Below are 14,090 nucleotides of genomic sequence, written 5' to 3' on the forward strand. Positions count from 1 at the left end.
CCGGTTATCTCCCCATGTCAGGCCAGATCCTAGACGCTACACTGGTAGCGGCCCCAAAGCAGCGCAATACCAATGAGGAGAAGGCCGATCTGCGGGGAAGGACGGATCTCACAGGACTGGCAGGACAAGCCGGCAAAGCTGTCGCACAAGGATCGTCATGCACGATGGACACTGAAATTCACGAAGGCGAAGCGACAGGATGACGGGACGATCCCGACAACGGATCTGGCCATTCCGTTCTTTGGCTACAAGGCCCATGTCTCCATCGACCTGAAGTTCCGCTTCATCCGGAAATGGAAGACGACAGATGCCGCCGCCAGTGATGGTGCGCGATTGCGAGAAGGGCTGCTGGATAAAACCAATACGGCCTCAGGCGTCTGGGCAGACACGGCGTATCGCTCCAAAGCCAACGAAGACTTCATGGGAAAGCAGGGCTTTGTCTCAAAGGTTCACAGGAAGAAGCCTTATCTCAAGCCTATGCCCCGGCATATCCAGAAATCGAATGCTGGAAAGTCGGTGATCCGATCTCGTGTCGAGCATGTCTTTGCCGATCAGACGGAGCTGCTCGTCCAAACCGTCGGCATCACCCGAGCCACCACGAGGATCGGATTGGTCAATATTGTCTACAACATGCGCCGCTTTCTCTTCCTAAAGCGGATCAGCGCGAGCGCGTAGTCATCCAGTGGGGGACAGCACTCGATCTGCTCAAAACGCAAACAGAAAACGCCCCAAAAAACCGTCAATCAAATCGCCAAAAGCTAGGAAATACCGGACAATATCGTTTATAATATGGCCGCGTCCTCTTCTCTTCCGGGAGCAGAGGATTAACCGCCCACGTGTAGTACAGAGTTAAACCTTTACGCTCTGTGGCAGAAGCGGAGTAAAAATTCAGGATCAGGAACCATCAATCAATACATTAGAAACCTGAAACCTGAAACCTGAAATCGGGAGAAGGAGCCGTCGATTAATGGTTCTTCGATCCCCCAGTTGTTTTCTGTTCGAGTGCTTATTTCTGCATTATGTTGCCCAATATGGCAGCCCGATGAAGGGCATCATAACAGCGACGCTCTCGTATGGCGTATGTAAATTCCTTGATGGTCAACGGCATCCCTTGTCGGATCTTGGGTAGCAGTGCGTCGGCAATATGAGGCTTAATTCGTGTTTGTGGGCGATGACGTACATAAAAAAACGGATCACTAATCGCATAACGAAGCGCATGACGATCCTGCTCTGGATCCGGTATATGCTGGCGTAGATATTGTTCCCATTTTTCAAGGTCACTTAGCTCAGGGGGTACCTCCACTTCCTCTGGAATTGCAAATAGACGTGCTTTCCGGAGTAAGGGAAAAGATCGACTTGTGAAGCGGACAATTAGGGCGCTCAGAACAAATCCACCCAGGATAGGAAAAAACCAGAAAAAGACACTGGCAGGGCTAAGTAGGTGACCAGAGACAAGTGACATTAACGCGACTGTCTGTGCTGGTACGAGCAGCACCTGTCTGTAAAGAAGGTAGGAACACAGCAAACCAATCACCATAACCCACCCAAAGTGTCGAAAGCAGTCAAGCCAAGGCAAAGGAGCGTCGTCTCGTTGCTGTGTGCCCCAGGAAACACTTTTACGGATCGCCCATTGCCACACGAATTTTGTGATGTAGATCATAATAATCGGCGCGAAAAACATTGAGAAAATTGTTTCTAGCAGGATCGAGACAATGATTTTCGTGCGTCCCCCATACAGTCTGGCACGGGGCTTCGAAAAATTAAGAACAATAGCCAAAATTCGTGGCAGAAATAGGAAAACCATGGATGCGGCAAGCATCAGCATGGCGGGCACTTCCACAGTCGACATAGCTCCCAGATTTAATGTGCCATGGCGAAGAAACGATACCATCGAATAGGCTGATACGAATAAAAACGCGGCCCAGAGTGGTGCAGAAAGATATCCCATCAACCCATTTAGGAAGGTCTCACGATGGATGGTATGCAGGCCATTAACAAAAAGAAAACGTAAATGTTGCAGATTCCCCTGCATCCAGCGTCGCTCCCGGATAAGGAAGCCTAAAATATTCGCTGGGATTTCCTCATAACTACCTTTGAGTTCAGGCATAAACCATACTTCGTACCCCATGCGTGCCATCATGGCGGCTTCAATAATATCATGGCTCAGGGGTTTGCCGCCCCAAGGCGAACTTCCCGACAACTCCGGCAAAATGCAGTACTTGATGAAAGGATCCATCCTAATGATGGCATTATGGCCGATATACTGGGCATGCCCCATATACATTGCTTGTAGACTGTATGAGAAAGCAGACCCATACAGGCGACCAGCAAACTGCTGCATGCGACCGAAGAGGCTTTCGCGTAAAATTGGCGTCGGATTGCTTTGCAGTATCCCCAGTCGGTGATTTCCTTCCATCATGCGCACCATTGAATGGATAGTGCCCCCATTCATGATACTATCCGCATCCATGACGACCATATACTCGTAGGTTTTACCCCAGCGGCGACAGAAATCGATTACGTTGCCAAGCTTGGCATTATGATTTGACGGTCTCCAACGGTAATAAAATCTTGCATCCGGATTGGCGGCTTGTGCTGTATGGAGAGCTGCCTGTTCCGCAACCCAGTACTCGGGCTTCCGACTGTCAGACAATAGGAAAAGATCATACTGACTGGCGTAGTCTGGGGCATGTCGTTTGATGGACTCCCACGTAGCCGTCAGGCCTGCGACAACGCGTGCAGCATCTTCATGGTATACCGGATAAATGATTGCTGTGCGAATGTTGGCTCGTGGATCCCGCGCGGTATGGCTAGGGTGCCACGGATTGCCTGCCGGACCGCGTAATGCGTGCCATGAACCAAGTCCAAGCTTTGCGAAAGTTGCGATCATGAAATAGGTCATGATCGCATAGATAATCAGGTATGCATGGCGCCAGTTATCCGAGATGTGTTCTGTGACCAGCGTAATGTTGGAGATAATCGTCATCAACGCGGTTAGTCCAAGAGAAAAAATCATCGCAAGCTGGCGCCGCCGGTCTACGACCTTCGGCCACAGGGGCGGCTCTCCAACAGGCTGATGGGTCTCTTCTACTTTGCGCAGGCGATTCCGCAGATTGATCCGCCAGTTGGTTTCCAGGAAAGGGGTTCCGATGGGAACGCGGTCTGGAACAGGCTGAAAATCATTTTCCTGATTTTCACTTAACCAGCGATGGAGATCATCCCAACTCTTAAGATGTGTAGCAGTATATGCGGCCTCCTGTTTAGAAAGACCTGCATAATAGAGATAAGATTCAAAATTAACCGTCGACACAAGCAGCTATACTTATTCGTCAGCGGGCGATTGTTGCTGGAAGTGCCATCTGGAAGATGGTGTTCAGCACGCGGGAAACGGGAATAATAGGCGATTCCGCCACATATACAATGTCCCGATCTTCGATAGGGAAGGTCTGGGCTGTCAGAATTCCGACCCCACTATTAAAATCAAAATCATAGAGAGCACTGCCGGTTTTCATGCTCTGCCGAAATACGAAAATATGCCGTGCATTGGCCGCGTTTGGATTTAGCCCCTGAGCTTGCGCAAGAACCTGCGCCAACGACGGAACCTCACCAAAGCCATAGCTTCCCGCCCGGGTCGCGCCGCCACCAAGAACCAGAGCCTGAACTGTTGGCTGGGAGTGGACGATCAGTTTGTCTCCCGGCTGCAATGCAATGGCGTTCTCCAGTGCATTGGCAATAGGTAGTGTTACAGGATCCTTTCCTGCACGATAGACGCTGACAGTTGTCGCCGTCTGCTGGCCGGGTACTGCGGCGCTGGAAGATGCTGCCGATGCATTCCCCATCGACAATGTCAGAGCTTCTGCCATGGTAAGTCCACCAGGACTCCAAGGAAGAATGCCTGGCTTTCCTACGGATCCAGTAACGAGAATGCTGCTCCGTGATCCGCTTGCGATTGTTACGGTCGCTGATGGCGACTGCAGTACATGTAAAGATTCATAGTAATGATTGATGGTTTGTTCGGCCTGAGGACCTGTCAGTCCTGCAAGATGCACACCTCTTATATACGGCAGAGAGACATTGCCATGTACATCAAGCTGGAAATTTCCCAAAGGAAGGGGAGCAGGTCCGCCGCTGTCACTGGTGGACTGGGCCTGGCCAGGCAAAGGAGAAAATGTCCAAAGTGCAATTTGGATACTGTCTCCAGGATGCAGACGATAATCCCGCTTTTCAAAAGATCCGGAAAGAGCAGTCAATGCAGCATCAAGCAAGGCCTGCTGCCGCGCCCGGGATGCCAGAATCATCTGATTGGCCAGAGCCGGAGTTACTTTGATGACTGCTGTATCGCGGGTTTCCTGGACCGTGCCCGCTAGCGGGCCGCCATTGGGTAGAGCGCACCCCGTCAAGGACAGGCAGGCGATGATGGCAGCAGCAGAGCACGAGGAAAACGTTTTCATGAGAAGATGTGGCCTTGATTGCGCGCGGTAATACAAAATGGGTAAAGTTGGCAGACCTGATCAGCCAGCAATGAGACGCAGGAGTACCGTAACTGCAGCGACTTCAAGCACACGCCATAGGCGATGAGGCAGTTCCGGCGCGTGGGGTTCGGACGGAGCACTAATCATATTTAATGAATAATGGTTCTGACCGGCTTTGAACGATGCTTCTTGAGCCGCAATTTCTGCCTGTTTGAGCAAAGCGATGTCTGTCTCCCGGCGAAGGGTCAACGCATTATATGCGGGAGTAATCTGCGCAATTGTTGCGGCATTACGATTGACGCCCAATATTGCCTTTTCAAGCACTGCCATCTGAGACTGATAATTATAAACCATAGGGTTGTTGGCTGCGCCGTGAGTAAGTGCCTGATATTGAGCATTAAGATCAATATTTTTAGCGGTCAGACTCTGGACTTCCGTCAGGAGCGCTTCGTTGTACTGCTCTGGATCGTATATGCCTTTATCAGACCGGAATGCGGAAAGAGCCAGTTCGTCGGCGGTTATTGCGTCGCGAAGGGCATCTGCATGTTTTTTTGCCGTTGAAACAAAATTGTCTTCAGATGCCTGATTCATGGAATTGATGTGTGCAATTGCATCAGCCACAACTGCCCGAGCGATTCCAGATGCTACATTGGGCTCGAAACCGCGCACATTGATTGTCGTGATGCCACTGCGTTCATCGACATCCACAGCAACTTGGTTTTGATAATAATGCCAACGTGCAACATCATTATTATGGAACAACATGCTGAGCCCACCGTAGCGGGCGTAGAGATCACCGTTTGAATAAGCATGCGCCAAATCATACTGTGCATCAATCCGGCGATATTCATCCCAAGAACCGATGAAAGATTTCAGTACATACGCGCCGTCACTTGAGGAACCGGAACTTCCTGAGAGAAGTGAAGTCAGGCTATCCGTATCTTTGACAGGATTTGTTACAATCAGACTACTGGTTGAAACGTAGACTGGAGACGATAAAACCCCAAAATATAGTATGGAAATTGCATTCGGAATGAAAAGTGTAATAACATTGAGCGGAGAGCGCCAAAAGGGTCTTTTTGAGGCTGAAGCGCTTTTTGTCGAAGGGATGTGCGGTATTGTAACCTTTGCAGATCCAGACTTTGTATAGTTTTTTACTTTGTCTTCGGATTTCAAGATTTCTTCGTGCTTGAAATTCATTCGGGGAGGCGCCTTATCGGAGATCTGCATTGGAGGTGAACTTGAAGTTTCATTTCTAAAATTTTACCTGGCGGCTCTTAGCTCAAAAGTTAAACTTACGTAACCCCCTATTATTCATTTCATTACAGAATGCGTTTTTTTTTGTTGCTATGGCTAGTAGCGTCATAGATCTCATAGAAAATTCAAAATAGTATACATTTATATTTTATAAATAAGGTATTTTAATAAATAGATCTTAGTCATTATTGTCATTACTAAACGGAATCATAGCTTTTGAGTCAAGTAAATTGAACTAGTGGTCTCTGACTTAGCCGAGGTTGAACAATAAGAAGTTCAGTCATCGATAATGAAATATAAGAAAAAATCATTTATGAATTTTAAATATCAAAGGAAGCTGAGTGTTTCCCTATTACCTATAGTGTAACAGACTACTCCTTCCATTCCCATGCCTGAGGACATGGCCCTCCTCATCCGGCTCTCACGATCAGCGGAAAAGCCCCAAAATCCGTATCCCTGAAGAGTATAGACCCTGACGCTCCGAAGCTGGGTCTGTTACACTTTTCGGGATCTCATGACCAAAGCCCCGCAAATGGCCCCGCCCCGCCAGTTCAGTCTCTTTCCCGAGAGCGCCCGTCTGCAGCGGATCGACCCGGCGACCAATTGTTGGCGCTTCTACCGTCTGACCCTGCAGGATGATCTCTTTGGCGGCACTGTCCTTGTCCGCTCCTGGGGGCGTCTCGGGACCACTGGTCAGGAACGGCGGGAGCGTTTCGGCGATCCGGTCGCTGCGCAAGCAGAGCTGATCCGTTGGGTGCGGGTGAAGCAGCGTCGGGGCTATCGAGAGGAAACGGACGGATGACAGCAAGCGATGTGACGGTGAAAACGAGGGCGCTGCCCTCGCGCTCCCGGCAGGAGCCTCAGGCTCCTGCACCTCGGGGAGGTAACAGGAAGACGCCGTCTGGCGGCGGCGTGGCGCCGCAGGCGGGGATGCAGCTGTTTGATCCCTCGGGAGCGCGGAAATATCTGACCGTCTCCGAGCGCACCGCTTTCCTGAAAGTGGCCGAGCGGGCGCCGCGCAATGTCCGCACCCTCGCCATGACCCTGGCTTGGTCGGGGTGCCGCCTGTCCGAGGCCCTGGCCCTGAGCGCCGACCGGGTGGATCTGGCCGGCGGCGTGCTGGTGTTCGAAAGTCTGAAGAAACGTCAGGACGGGATCTATCGGGCCGTTCCCGTTCCCCCTCCCCTGCTCGAGGCGCTTGATCTGGTGCACGGCGTCCGCGAAGCGCAAGCGCGTCGGGACCGGGGTCGCTCCCTGCGTCTGTGGCCGGTGGCCCGCATGACCGGCTGGCGCATGGTGCACCGGGTCATGGCCGAGGCTGGTCTGTCCGGACCCGCCGCCTCCCCCAAGGGCCTGCGGCATGCCTTTGGCGTGGCGGCCGTCTCCACCGGCATTCCGCTCAATCTCGTGCAGAAATGGCTCGGCCATGCCCAGCTCTCCACCACCGCCATCTACGCCAACGCCTCCGGCGACGAGGAGCAGACCATTGCAAGGAAAATGTGGTTAATCTAAAACATATTTTTAGAGACTTCTTTAAGTGCTTATAGAAGATTCTTTTAATATTAAAAGAATATCAAAGGGATGTTATATGATTCTCACTGTTGGTAACACGAAAGGCGGCGTAGGGAAAACCACTCTTGCAGTTCAAATCGCTATTTTCAGAGCGCTTCAAGGAAGAGATGTCTGGTTGATCGATGGAGATCGCCAAGGAACAGCAGTTTCTGCAATTTCTATTCGTACAGAAGCGAATCAGAACCCTGGAATTGCCTGTGCACAATATGCAGACGGTCCTACTTTACGAGGACAAATCCAACAGCAGAAAAACAAATGGGATGATATCATTATAGATGCAGGGGGCAGAGATTCTACAGCTCTACGCGCTTCATTAATTTTATCGGATATTTTGTTAGTTCCATTTGCTCCACGCTCATACGATGTGTGGGCTCTCGATGATATGGCTAAGCTAATTGATGAAGCACGCAGCGTCCGAGACGGCTTAAATTGCTTTGCTGTTATGAACCAGGCAGATCCGGGTTTGCATTCATCGGATAACTCAGAAGCAGCATCTGCTGTGTCCGAGGTGAAGCAGTTTCAATATTTAGATATGCCTATCCGACGCCGAAAAGCATTCAGTAACGCCAGTGGGGCTGGGTTAGCTGTTTCGGAGATGCCCGTAAAAGACGCAAAGGCTTGCAAAGAGCTTGAAAAATTATCTGAATACCTTTTTAATATTAAATAAATATTATAAGGATATCAAAATGGCCATTTTAAAAAGACCCCAGAGACCAATATCTCCTTCGGTAGAGGATGCATTCATTGCGGGGGCACCGGATGGCGGGGGTTCCACAAGCTCAACCCCAGAAGCATACAACAAGGGCATACCTAAAGGACATAAGCGGCAAATCAGTTTGACGATTGCCCCAGAATTACTGCAGCGCGTTGACGAAATTGCCAAAAGAACCGGTCAGGCCCGCGCAGGGATTATAAATATGGCGATTTATAGAGCCTTAGAAGGAGATGTTTTTAAGTGAATTTAATATCCAATTAGTATTGGAAAAATATCTCATGGGTATTGAAAAAGATCCCTCTAGCAAAACTTTCCGCTCCGCTCCATCTGGCCAAGAGCAAGGGGATTTTTTTGTTCCCGGATTATACGATATTGCGACAAAAGATAATCGTGGCGTTATGGATGTCGCAGTATTTCGTCTGTCTAAAAAAGATAAACGCGCAAATGATGTAATGATACATCATCTCCCTGATGGTTATGTACGTATAACTAGTGGTCCTGATGGCATGGCGTCTATTTGGGACTATGATATAATTTTAATGGGTATTTCATACTTAACCGAAGCAATGAATAAATATCGGTCTGGTCTAGGAGAAAAGCCTGGCCGAATTTTTTCTCCTCAAGTATCAGACATATTAAAATTTTGTCGTCAATCTGATGGCGGCAGGCAATATGAAGCAGTTGAATCCGCTTTGCGGCGCCTTAAACAAACTTCTCTTGAAATAGTTCGTGGTGAAAAGAAAATTAGGGGTGGCCGTACAATCCGAGAAACTACTGGGTCTGGCTTAATAAACGATTACAAAACCATATCATATGAAGATACTGGGCGTGTAATGGCTGTAGAGATAGAGCTTCCTAACTGGCTATACTCGGCAGTAGTTGAGTCAGAAAATCCTGAAGTTCTTACCGTCCATCCAGATTATTTCCTTTTAAAACCTGGACTCGGAAGATTTCTGTATAGATTGGCAAGAGTAGCTGCTGGGAAAAATGAAGCTAAATGGTCATTTCGGTTGATTTATGAACGTAGTGGTAGCCAAGGAACTTTTAAAAGATGTTCATACGAACTTAGAGAGTTTGTTAAACGGAACGACCTGCCTGAATATGACCTTCACGAAGAAAGTGGGCGAGACGGACCACTTCTAATCATGAGATACCGTTTAGAGAAGCACCATTCTTCTTTAGGTTCCTAATAGACGGAGAAGGGCCGGCTTTAAGGTGAAAAGCCTTAATCTGTCTCACCCACCTGTGAAAATTCCGTCTTTTAGGAACCAAACTCCGTCTTTTAGGAACCGATTTCCGTCTTTTAGGAACCAAACTCCGTCTTTTAGGAACCGCCCTTCCTTACAAAGCATTGATAAAAAACGGTGAAATCGACTTTTCCGTTCCTAAAACTCTTTAAAACATTTAAAACTATTTGAAACCCGAATGCCTGTGGATAACTTTCCTCCTCCTAACCGAACTCTGGACGCTCTGGCCAACCGTCTGGAAGCTTCGAAAGATTATCGGGTGCTCAGACGCCTGCGTCCTTCCGTTCTGAGCCACAGACCAGAGGGCAGGGGGCTGCGCACCGGTCTATTTGTAAATCTGGAGACCACCGGTTTGAATCCTCGACAGGACGAAATCATCGAAATTGGCATGGTTCCGTTCATTTATCGCATCGACGGGATCCTGCTCGGAACCCTACCTGCCTTCAGCCGTCTGCGAGAACCTTCCATTCCCTTACCCTCCCTTGTCCAGGATCTGACAAGGCTGACGCCCGAACGTCTGGCCGGCCAGACCGTCTCGGCTGACAACGTGACGGCTTTCGCCCCGGATGCCAGTCTAGTGATTACTCATAACGCTGCATTCGATCGTCCTTTCCTCGAACGCTTCTGCCCGACTTTTGTGAACAGACCCTAGGCCTGCTCCATGGAAGACGTTCCTTGGAACAAGGCAGGCTTTGAGAGGCGCAAACTGGGGCATCTGGGTTTGCAGGCCAGATTTTTCTTTGACGGGCACCGGGCAGTGGATGACTGTCAGGCTGCCATCGCCCTTTTGGGCCATACAGGCTTCCCGGAGAACCGCTCCGCCCTATCCCTGCTACTGGAGCGTGCCAGAACAGTCTGGAAGCGTCTGTGGGCCGAATACGCGCCCTTCGAGCTCAAAGACACACTCAAGGCCCGGGGGTACCGCTGGAACGACGGTTCTGATGGCCGGCCCAAAGCCTGGTTCATCGACAAACCACCTGAAGAGGCTGAAGACGAAATCCGCTTTCTCCGCACCGAAATCTATCAGCGGGAGGCGGATATCATCGTCCGCCCCGTCGAAGCAGGAGACCGCTTTACCAGTCGGGTCTGAGGCCCGGGACGAGGGCGTAAGCTGTAAGCTGCTTACTTCCGGATCTGACGATTTGAAGCTGTCGTATCGTAATACCGGCAACAGAAAGATCTCTCTTGATAAACTAAATCAGTATGACTAAGTTTTCGTGATCTGGATCAGGAGTTTTCTGTCATGCGCACAGTCAATATTCACGAAGCCAAAACCAATCTATCCCGGTTGATCGAGGCCGCCATGAAAGGGGAAAGCTTCATCATTGCCAAAGCCGGCCGGCCGATGGTGCGGGTCAGCCCGATTACGGCTCCCGAAGAGACACAGAAGCGCCGTCTGGGTTTTCTGGCCGGACAGATCCGGGTTCCGGAAAATTTTGATCGCATGGGCCAGGAAGATGTCATTTCCCTGTTCGACGGTTCGGTATGAAACTGCTTCTGGATACCCATCTTCTGCTCTGGGCTGCCGGAGAACCTGACAGGCTGTCAGTGTGTGCAAGATCCCTGATGGAAGATCAGGACAATAATCTGGTGTTCAGTGCTGCCAGCCTGTGGGAAGTCACCATCAAGGCAGGACTGGGACGTGCAGACTTCCAGATCGATCCCCATCTGCTACGACGCGGTCTGATTGAAAACGGCTACGAGGAACTGCCCGTCACCGGTCAGCATGCCCTGACGGTCGGGCAGCTGCCCGATGTGCATAGGGATCCTTTTGACCGCATCCTCGTGGCTCAGGCCACGGTGGAGGGGCTGCTGCTGTTGACCCATGATCCGCTCGTACAGGCCTATCCCGGGCCGATCGAAGCAGTCTGAAAAATACCTGACATCTCTTGCTGATGTTTCTCAGACTGCCTCTGACGTCGGTTCATTCAGCGACCAGCAGCGTGATGTCGGGACGTTCTGATCTGTTCCCGGCGTCGGGGCAGCCAGTCTCCTGTGGTCCGGGCAAAGCCTGAAGCCGGTAAAAGAAGAAGCGTCAGGGCCATGAAAATCAGCGACAGGTGTTTCATGTGATGTCTCCTGTTCAGATCCAAAACTGCCTGCGGATCTTCATCAACACCTGCAGTTTCCCCACGTTTGATTTCCAGCAGGAGCGTTTAGTCGAAACTGACAGGCTTCAGGAACTCCACAGGCGTCGTTTCAAGCGCCTGTGCCAGTTCGTACAGCGTCACGACTGTCGGGTTGCGGTGACCCCGCTCCAGACCGCTCAGATACTGCTGGCTGAACCCGGAGCGTTCTTCCACCTGTTCCTGGGTCAGCCCCTTCTCCTGCCGCAGGCGGGCAAAATTCTTCCCGACAAGTCGTTTCATGTCCATGCAGGGACCGTGACGACTTACACACTATAAGTTTATCAACTATAATATGTAATTTCTTGTTCCGTTGCATTTCCTCTCTCTTGCTAGGAAGAAATCCATGCCGCAGCCGCGCCAGAAAGCCGTCAATCTCAATGTGAAAGTCACGGAATCAACCATCCGGGCGTTGAGCCGGACAGCCGCTCTTCGGGATACAACCCAGAAAGAGGTGCTGATGCGCGCCCTGCTGAAAGCCGGGATTGAAATTGATCCTCACGATCTCGGAGAAAAGCGTACGGTTCCCTGGCACGAACGCCCCTGACGGAGAGCTTTTCCTCTCTCCTGCCTTGGTTTGACAGGTTATCGGACTGCGTCTGCTGAGTAGCAGATGAGTAGCTCAGGACATTGGGGGAATGTCCTGAGCCTTGGGGCAAGCGGTTGGGGCCGCTCTGAAGTCACCCGCTGAGTAAGCTGTAGGCTTGGACAGAGAGTGTCTTTTTCGCGAGGCGTCTCTCTATCCGTTTCCCAGTATGAAAATTTCTCTGGCCCAGGGTCAAGTCAGATGTGCGGAAGGCATGTTTTCCTCATTCGCATTTATGAGGAACTTCCTATTATAAAGTTGCGAAGCTCATTTTTTATCAAAGTTTCTAATTTACATGATGTTGCGATACCGTGAGTTATCATGTTTTATCAAACATATTCGAGCGTTTCCGTGAGTTTCCGAGATGCCGCTGAAAACTGGGATTTCCAGGATTGAATAAGGGTGCGAGATGCAGATCCCGGTGCACAAGACGTCCGTCATGCAGGCTCTCCAGAGTGCTGTGGCCCGTGGGTATGTCTGGCATGTCTCAGGGGTTGTCTCGGCAGAGAAACTTCTGGCGCTCGAAGAGAAATTTGCAGAGCGTTATGACATAGGACTGTCCCGATGGCAGCGGTGTCGTCAGCGGAAGCAGGGCGCAGCTGGTGTGCGTTTCTTTGCCTACCCTGAACAAGGCACGACGCGTTTTCTGTGGTGGCTGTTATTTACGGATGGAGAGAATGCAGCCTTTCAACAAGAGCATGGACGTCGGAAGGCTTCAGACAGGAATGGCCGCTTGTGCTGGGGAACGGAGTTCGAACTGGTTCAGCTGCCGAGCCTGAAAGGAAAAATCTCCTGGTCCTGGCGGATGACCCGGGAGCGTATGCAGGAATGGCAGGGTGAGATCCAGGCTGCGATCCGGACCACACGGAATGACGAGGCCATCAAGGCTGTCATGGCGCGTCTGGTGCGGTTGCCGGGGTTCAAGGGGGTGCGGCAGCAGGTCTTTGAACTACACGGCTTTGCAAAAAAAGACTGGGGGCGTATCAGGCGGAAGGCGAAATCCTGGGAGCCACCGGCACGCCCGGGCTACGTCCGCTTCCGGTCTGATGAGACTGTTCCAGCGGCCCAGGTCGTACAGCGGCTGCTTATGGGACAAACGCCTTTCGGGACAGAACCTGTGATCTTGAAACAGGAGAGCCCTGAGGAAGAAACAATGGCCGTTGTGAATGCAGATCGTAAGACAGGATTACCCATTCCTCGGGGGCGTGATGCCTGTCGGGTGCTCTTGGTCCGGGAAGCGGAGCAGATCCAGACATTCATTGCGGAACGCTGGTCGTATGAATCAATCCGTCTCTGGCTTCTGGATCGTTATGGGGAAGCGTTCGATATTCCGCTGCCAGCCTTTCGGGAGCGGGTCCGGCGGGCTCTTCAGGTGAAAGCCGCGCCTGTTTTGAAAGAGGTCTCCAGAGCCACCATCCAGCCTGTTCTAGTCGTTGAACAGGCTGAAGAGAAGAAGAATGAACAGCCAGAGAAGACGCGGCGTCTGAGCTGGGAAGAAAAGCGGGCAGGGCGGTTCCCTGGAAGTGGGACAACCGTTGTTCATAACAGCAAGCCCAATCGTGATGAGCTCTATTGAGAGCAGGGAAAAGTTCTGCGTCCTGTCATGTTAAAGAAAGTGTATTCTTTTGACGCGTCAGTTTGACATGTTAGAAAAAATGCAGATGGAGGGTTCTTCTATAATTCCATTTCTCCGGATCTGATTGGGGGCATGGATCATGAGGCAGGCTGGTTTCTTTGATATTGAATAGCGACTTGCTCGATTGAGCGGACTTGGCGATCAGCTCGAAGCGTTTTCCCGGGCTGTGGTTTTAAAGTCTTCCGCCCTGACCTGGAGAAGGCTCTGGCGTATTCTGACGGAAGCAAAGGCGGACGACCGCCATTTGATCCGGTGTTGATGTTCAAGATCCTGGTGATCCAGACGCTGAACAATCTGTCTGATGAACGGACGGAATATCTGATCAACGACCACCTGTCGTTCATGCGTTTCCTTGGCCTGAGGCTGTCGGACCGTGTGCCTGATGCCAAAACCGTCTGGCTGTTCCGGGAACGTCTGACCCAGGCGGGAGCAATTGATGTTTTGTTCAACCGCTTTGACGCGACCCTGCGGAATGCCGG

16 protein-coding genes and 2 pseudogenes are annotated in these 14,090 nt (G+C 51.0%); 13 read left to right on the top strand and 5 right to left on the bottom strand.

Translation table 11 applies throughout. From position 1 onward, the window contains the following. A pseudogene (locus GAL01_RS14710) lies at positions 1-675 on the top strand (transposase); the annotation flags it as partial. A 331-nt stretch (positions 676-1,006) separates the two neighbouring features. Here GAL01_RS14710 and mdoH read toward each other — a convergent pair. Genes mdoH through GAL01_RS14725 form a run of 3 tightly spaced genes read right to left on the bottom strand, consistent with a single transcriptional unit; the run spans position 1,007 to position 5,672 of the window. After that, a complete protein-coding gene (mdoH, locus tag GAL01_RS14715; protein WP_062027437.1) occupies positions 1,007-3,310 on the bottom strand; it encodes a glucans biosynthesis glucosyltransferase MdoH in 2,304 nt (767 codons plus the stop codon). Between the two features lie 19 nt (positions 3,311-3,329). After that, positions 3,330-4,451, bottom strand: coding sequence for a polysaccharide biosynthesis/export family protein (locus GAL01_RS14720; protein ID WP_082790603.1), 1,122 nt, complete (start codon positions 4,449-4,451; stop codon positions 3,330-3,332). Between the two features lie 60 nt (positions 4,452-4,511). Next, positions 4,512-5,672 carry a lipopolysaccharide biosynthesis protein gene (locus GAL01_RS14725; RefSeq protein WP_145995661.1) on the bottom strand — a complete coding sequence of 387 codons (1,161 nt, stop codon included), beginning with the start codon at positions 5,670-5,672 and terminating at the stop codon, positions 4,512-4,514. A 571-nt stretch (positions 5,673-6,243) separates the two neighbouring features. On the opposite strand from GAL01_RS14725, the gene GAL01_RS14730 reads away from it, so the two are divergent. The 9 genes from GAL01_RS14730 to GAL01_RS14765 all read left to right on the top strand — a co-directional run bounded on the left by GAL01_RS14730 (position 6,244) and on the right by GAL01_RS14765 (position 11,135). Continuing rightward, complete coding sequence (locus GAL01_RS14730; protein ID WP_062027445.1) at positions 6,244-6,531, top strand: WGR domain-containing protein; 288 nt, start codon at positions 6,244-6,246, stop codon at positions 6,529-6,531. Between the two features lie 128 nt (positions 6,532-6,659). Next, entirely contained in the window at positions 6,660-7,241 is a 582-nt protein-coding gene (locus GAL01_RS14735) for a tyrosine-type recombinase/integrase (protein WP_306417719.1), read from the top strand. Between the two features lie 76 nt (positions 7,242-7,317). Further along, positions 7,318-7,968 carry an AAA family ATPase gene (locus GAL01_RS14740; RefSeq protein WP_082790604.1) on the top strand — a complete coding sequence of 217 codons (651 nt, stop codon included), beginning with the start codon at positions 7,318-7,320 and terminating at the stop codon, positions 7,966-7,968. Continuing rightward, positions 7,931-8,260: a ribbon-helix-helix domain-containing protein gene (locus tag GAL01_RS14745; RefSeq protein ID WP_231865211.1), complete on the top strand. Its 330-nt coding sequence runs from the start codon at positions 7,931-7,933 to the stop codon at positions 8,258-8,260. The genes GAL01_RS14740 and GAL01_RS14745 overlap by 38 nt, the downstream gene beginning before the upstream one ends. Before the next feature lie 34 nt (positions 8,261-8,294). Further along, the gene (locus GAL01_RS14750) at positions 8,295-9,206 is read left to right on the top strand and encodes a replication initiator protein A (RefSeq protein WP_211506528.1); all 912 of its coding nucleotides are present in this window, start codon (positions 8,295-8,297) and stop codon (positions 9,204-9,206) included. A gap of 235 nt (positions 9,207-9,441) precedes the next feature. Beyond that, positions 9,442-9,915 carry an exonuclease domain-containing protein gene (locus GAL01_RS16120; protein ID WP_231865212.1) on the top strand — a complete coding sequence of 158 codons (474 nt, stop codon included), beginning with the start codon at positions 9,442-9,444 and terminating at the stop codon, positions 9,913-9,915. Between the two features lie 9 nt (positions 9,916-9,924). Beyond that, entirely contained in the window at positions 9,925-10,353 is a 429-nt protein-coding gene (locus GAL01_RS16125; RefSeq protein WP_231865213.1) for a hypothetical protein, read from the top strand. A 153-nt stretch (positions 10,354-10,506) separates the two neighbouring features. After that, on the top strand, positions 10,507-10,752 hold the full coding sequence (locus GAL01_RS14760; RefSeq protein ID WP_062027447.1) for a type II toxin-antitoxin system Phd/YefM family antitoxin: 246 nt from the start codon (positions 10,507-10,509) through the stop codon (positions 10,750-10,752). Further along, positions 10,749-11,135, top strand: coding sequence for a type II toxin-antitoxin system VapC family toxin (locus tag GAL01_RS14765; protein ID WP_062027449.1), 387 nt, complete (start codon positions 10,749-10,751; stop codon positions 11,133-11,135). The genes GAL01_RS14760 and GAL01_RS14765 overlap by 4 nt, the downstream gene beginning before the upstream one ends. Before the next feature lie 56 nt (positions 11,136-11,191). Here the strand turns inward: GAL01_RS14765 and GAL01_RS15790 are convergent, their stop codons facing one another. After that, positions 11,192-11,332: a hypothetical protein gene (locus GAL01_RS15790; protein ID WP_156476362.1), complete on the bottom strand. Its 141-nt coding sequence runs from the start codon at positions 11,330-11,332 to the stop codon at positions 11,192-11,194. Between the two features lie 87 nt (positions 11,333-11,419). Beyond that, positions 11,420-11,632, bottom strand: coding sequence for a helix-turn-helix domain-containing protein (locus GAL01_RS14770; protein WP_301271931.1), 213 nt, complete (start codon positions 11,630-11,632; stop codon positions 11,420-11,422). 103 nt (positions 11,633-11,735) lie between these two features. On the opposite strand from GAL01_RS14770, the gene GAL01_RS14775 reads away from it, so the two are divergent. From GAL01_RS14775 to GAL01_RS14785, 3 genes and pseudogenes are all read left to right on the top strand, one after another. Continuing rightward, positions 11,736-11,936: a hypothetical protein gene (locus tag GAL01_RS14775; RefSeq protein ID WP_062027453.1), complete on the top strand. Its 201-nt coding sequence runs from the start codon at positions 11,736-11,738 to the stop codon at positions 11,934-11,936. 448 nt (positions 11,937-12,384) lie between these two features. Continuing rightward, positions 12,385-13,551 carry a hypothetical protein gene (locus GAL01_RS14780; RefSeq protein ID WP_062027455.1) on the top strand — a complete coding sequence of 389 codons (1,167 nt, stop codon included), beginning with the start codon at positions 12,385-12,387 and terminating at the stop codon, positions 13,549-13,551. A gap of 184 nt (positions 13,552-13,735) precedes the next feature. Beyond that, positions 13,736-14,090, top strand: a pseudogene (locus GAL01_RS14785) (transposase); the annotation flags it as partial.

Origin of the sequence: Gluconobacter albidus, from assembly GCF_002723915.1 — a bacterium.
GTDB classification, from domain to species: Bacteria; Pseudomonadota; Alphaproteobacteria; order Acetobacterales; family Acetobacteraceae; genus Gluconobacter; species Gluconobacter albidus.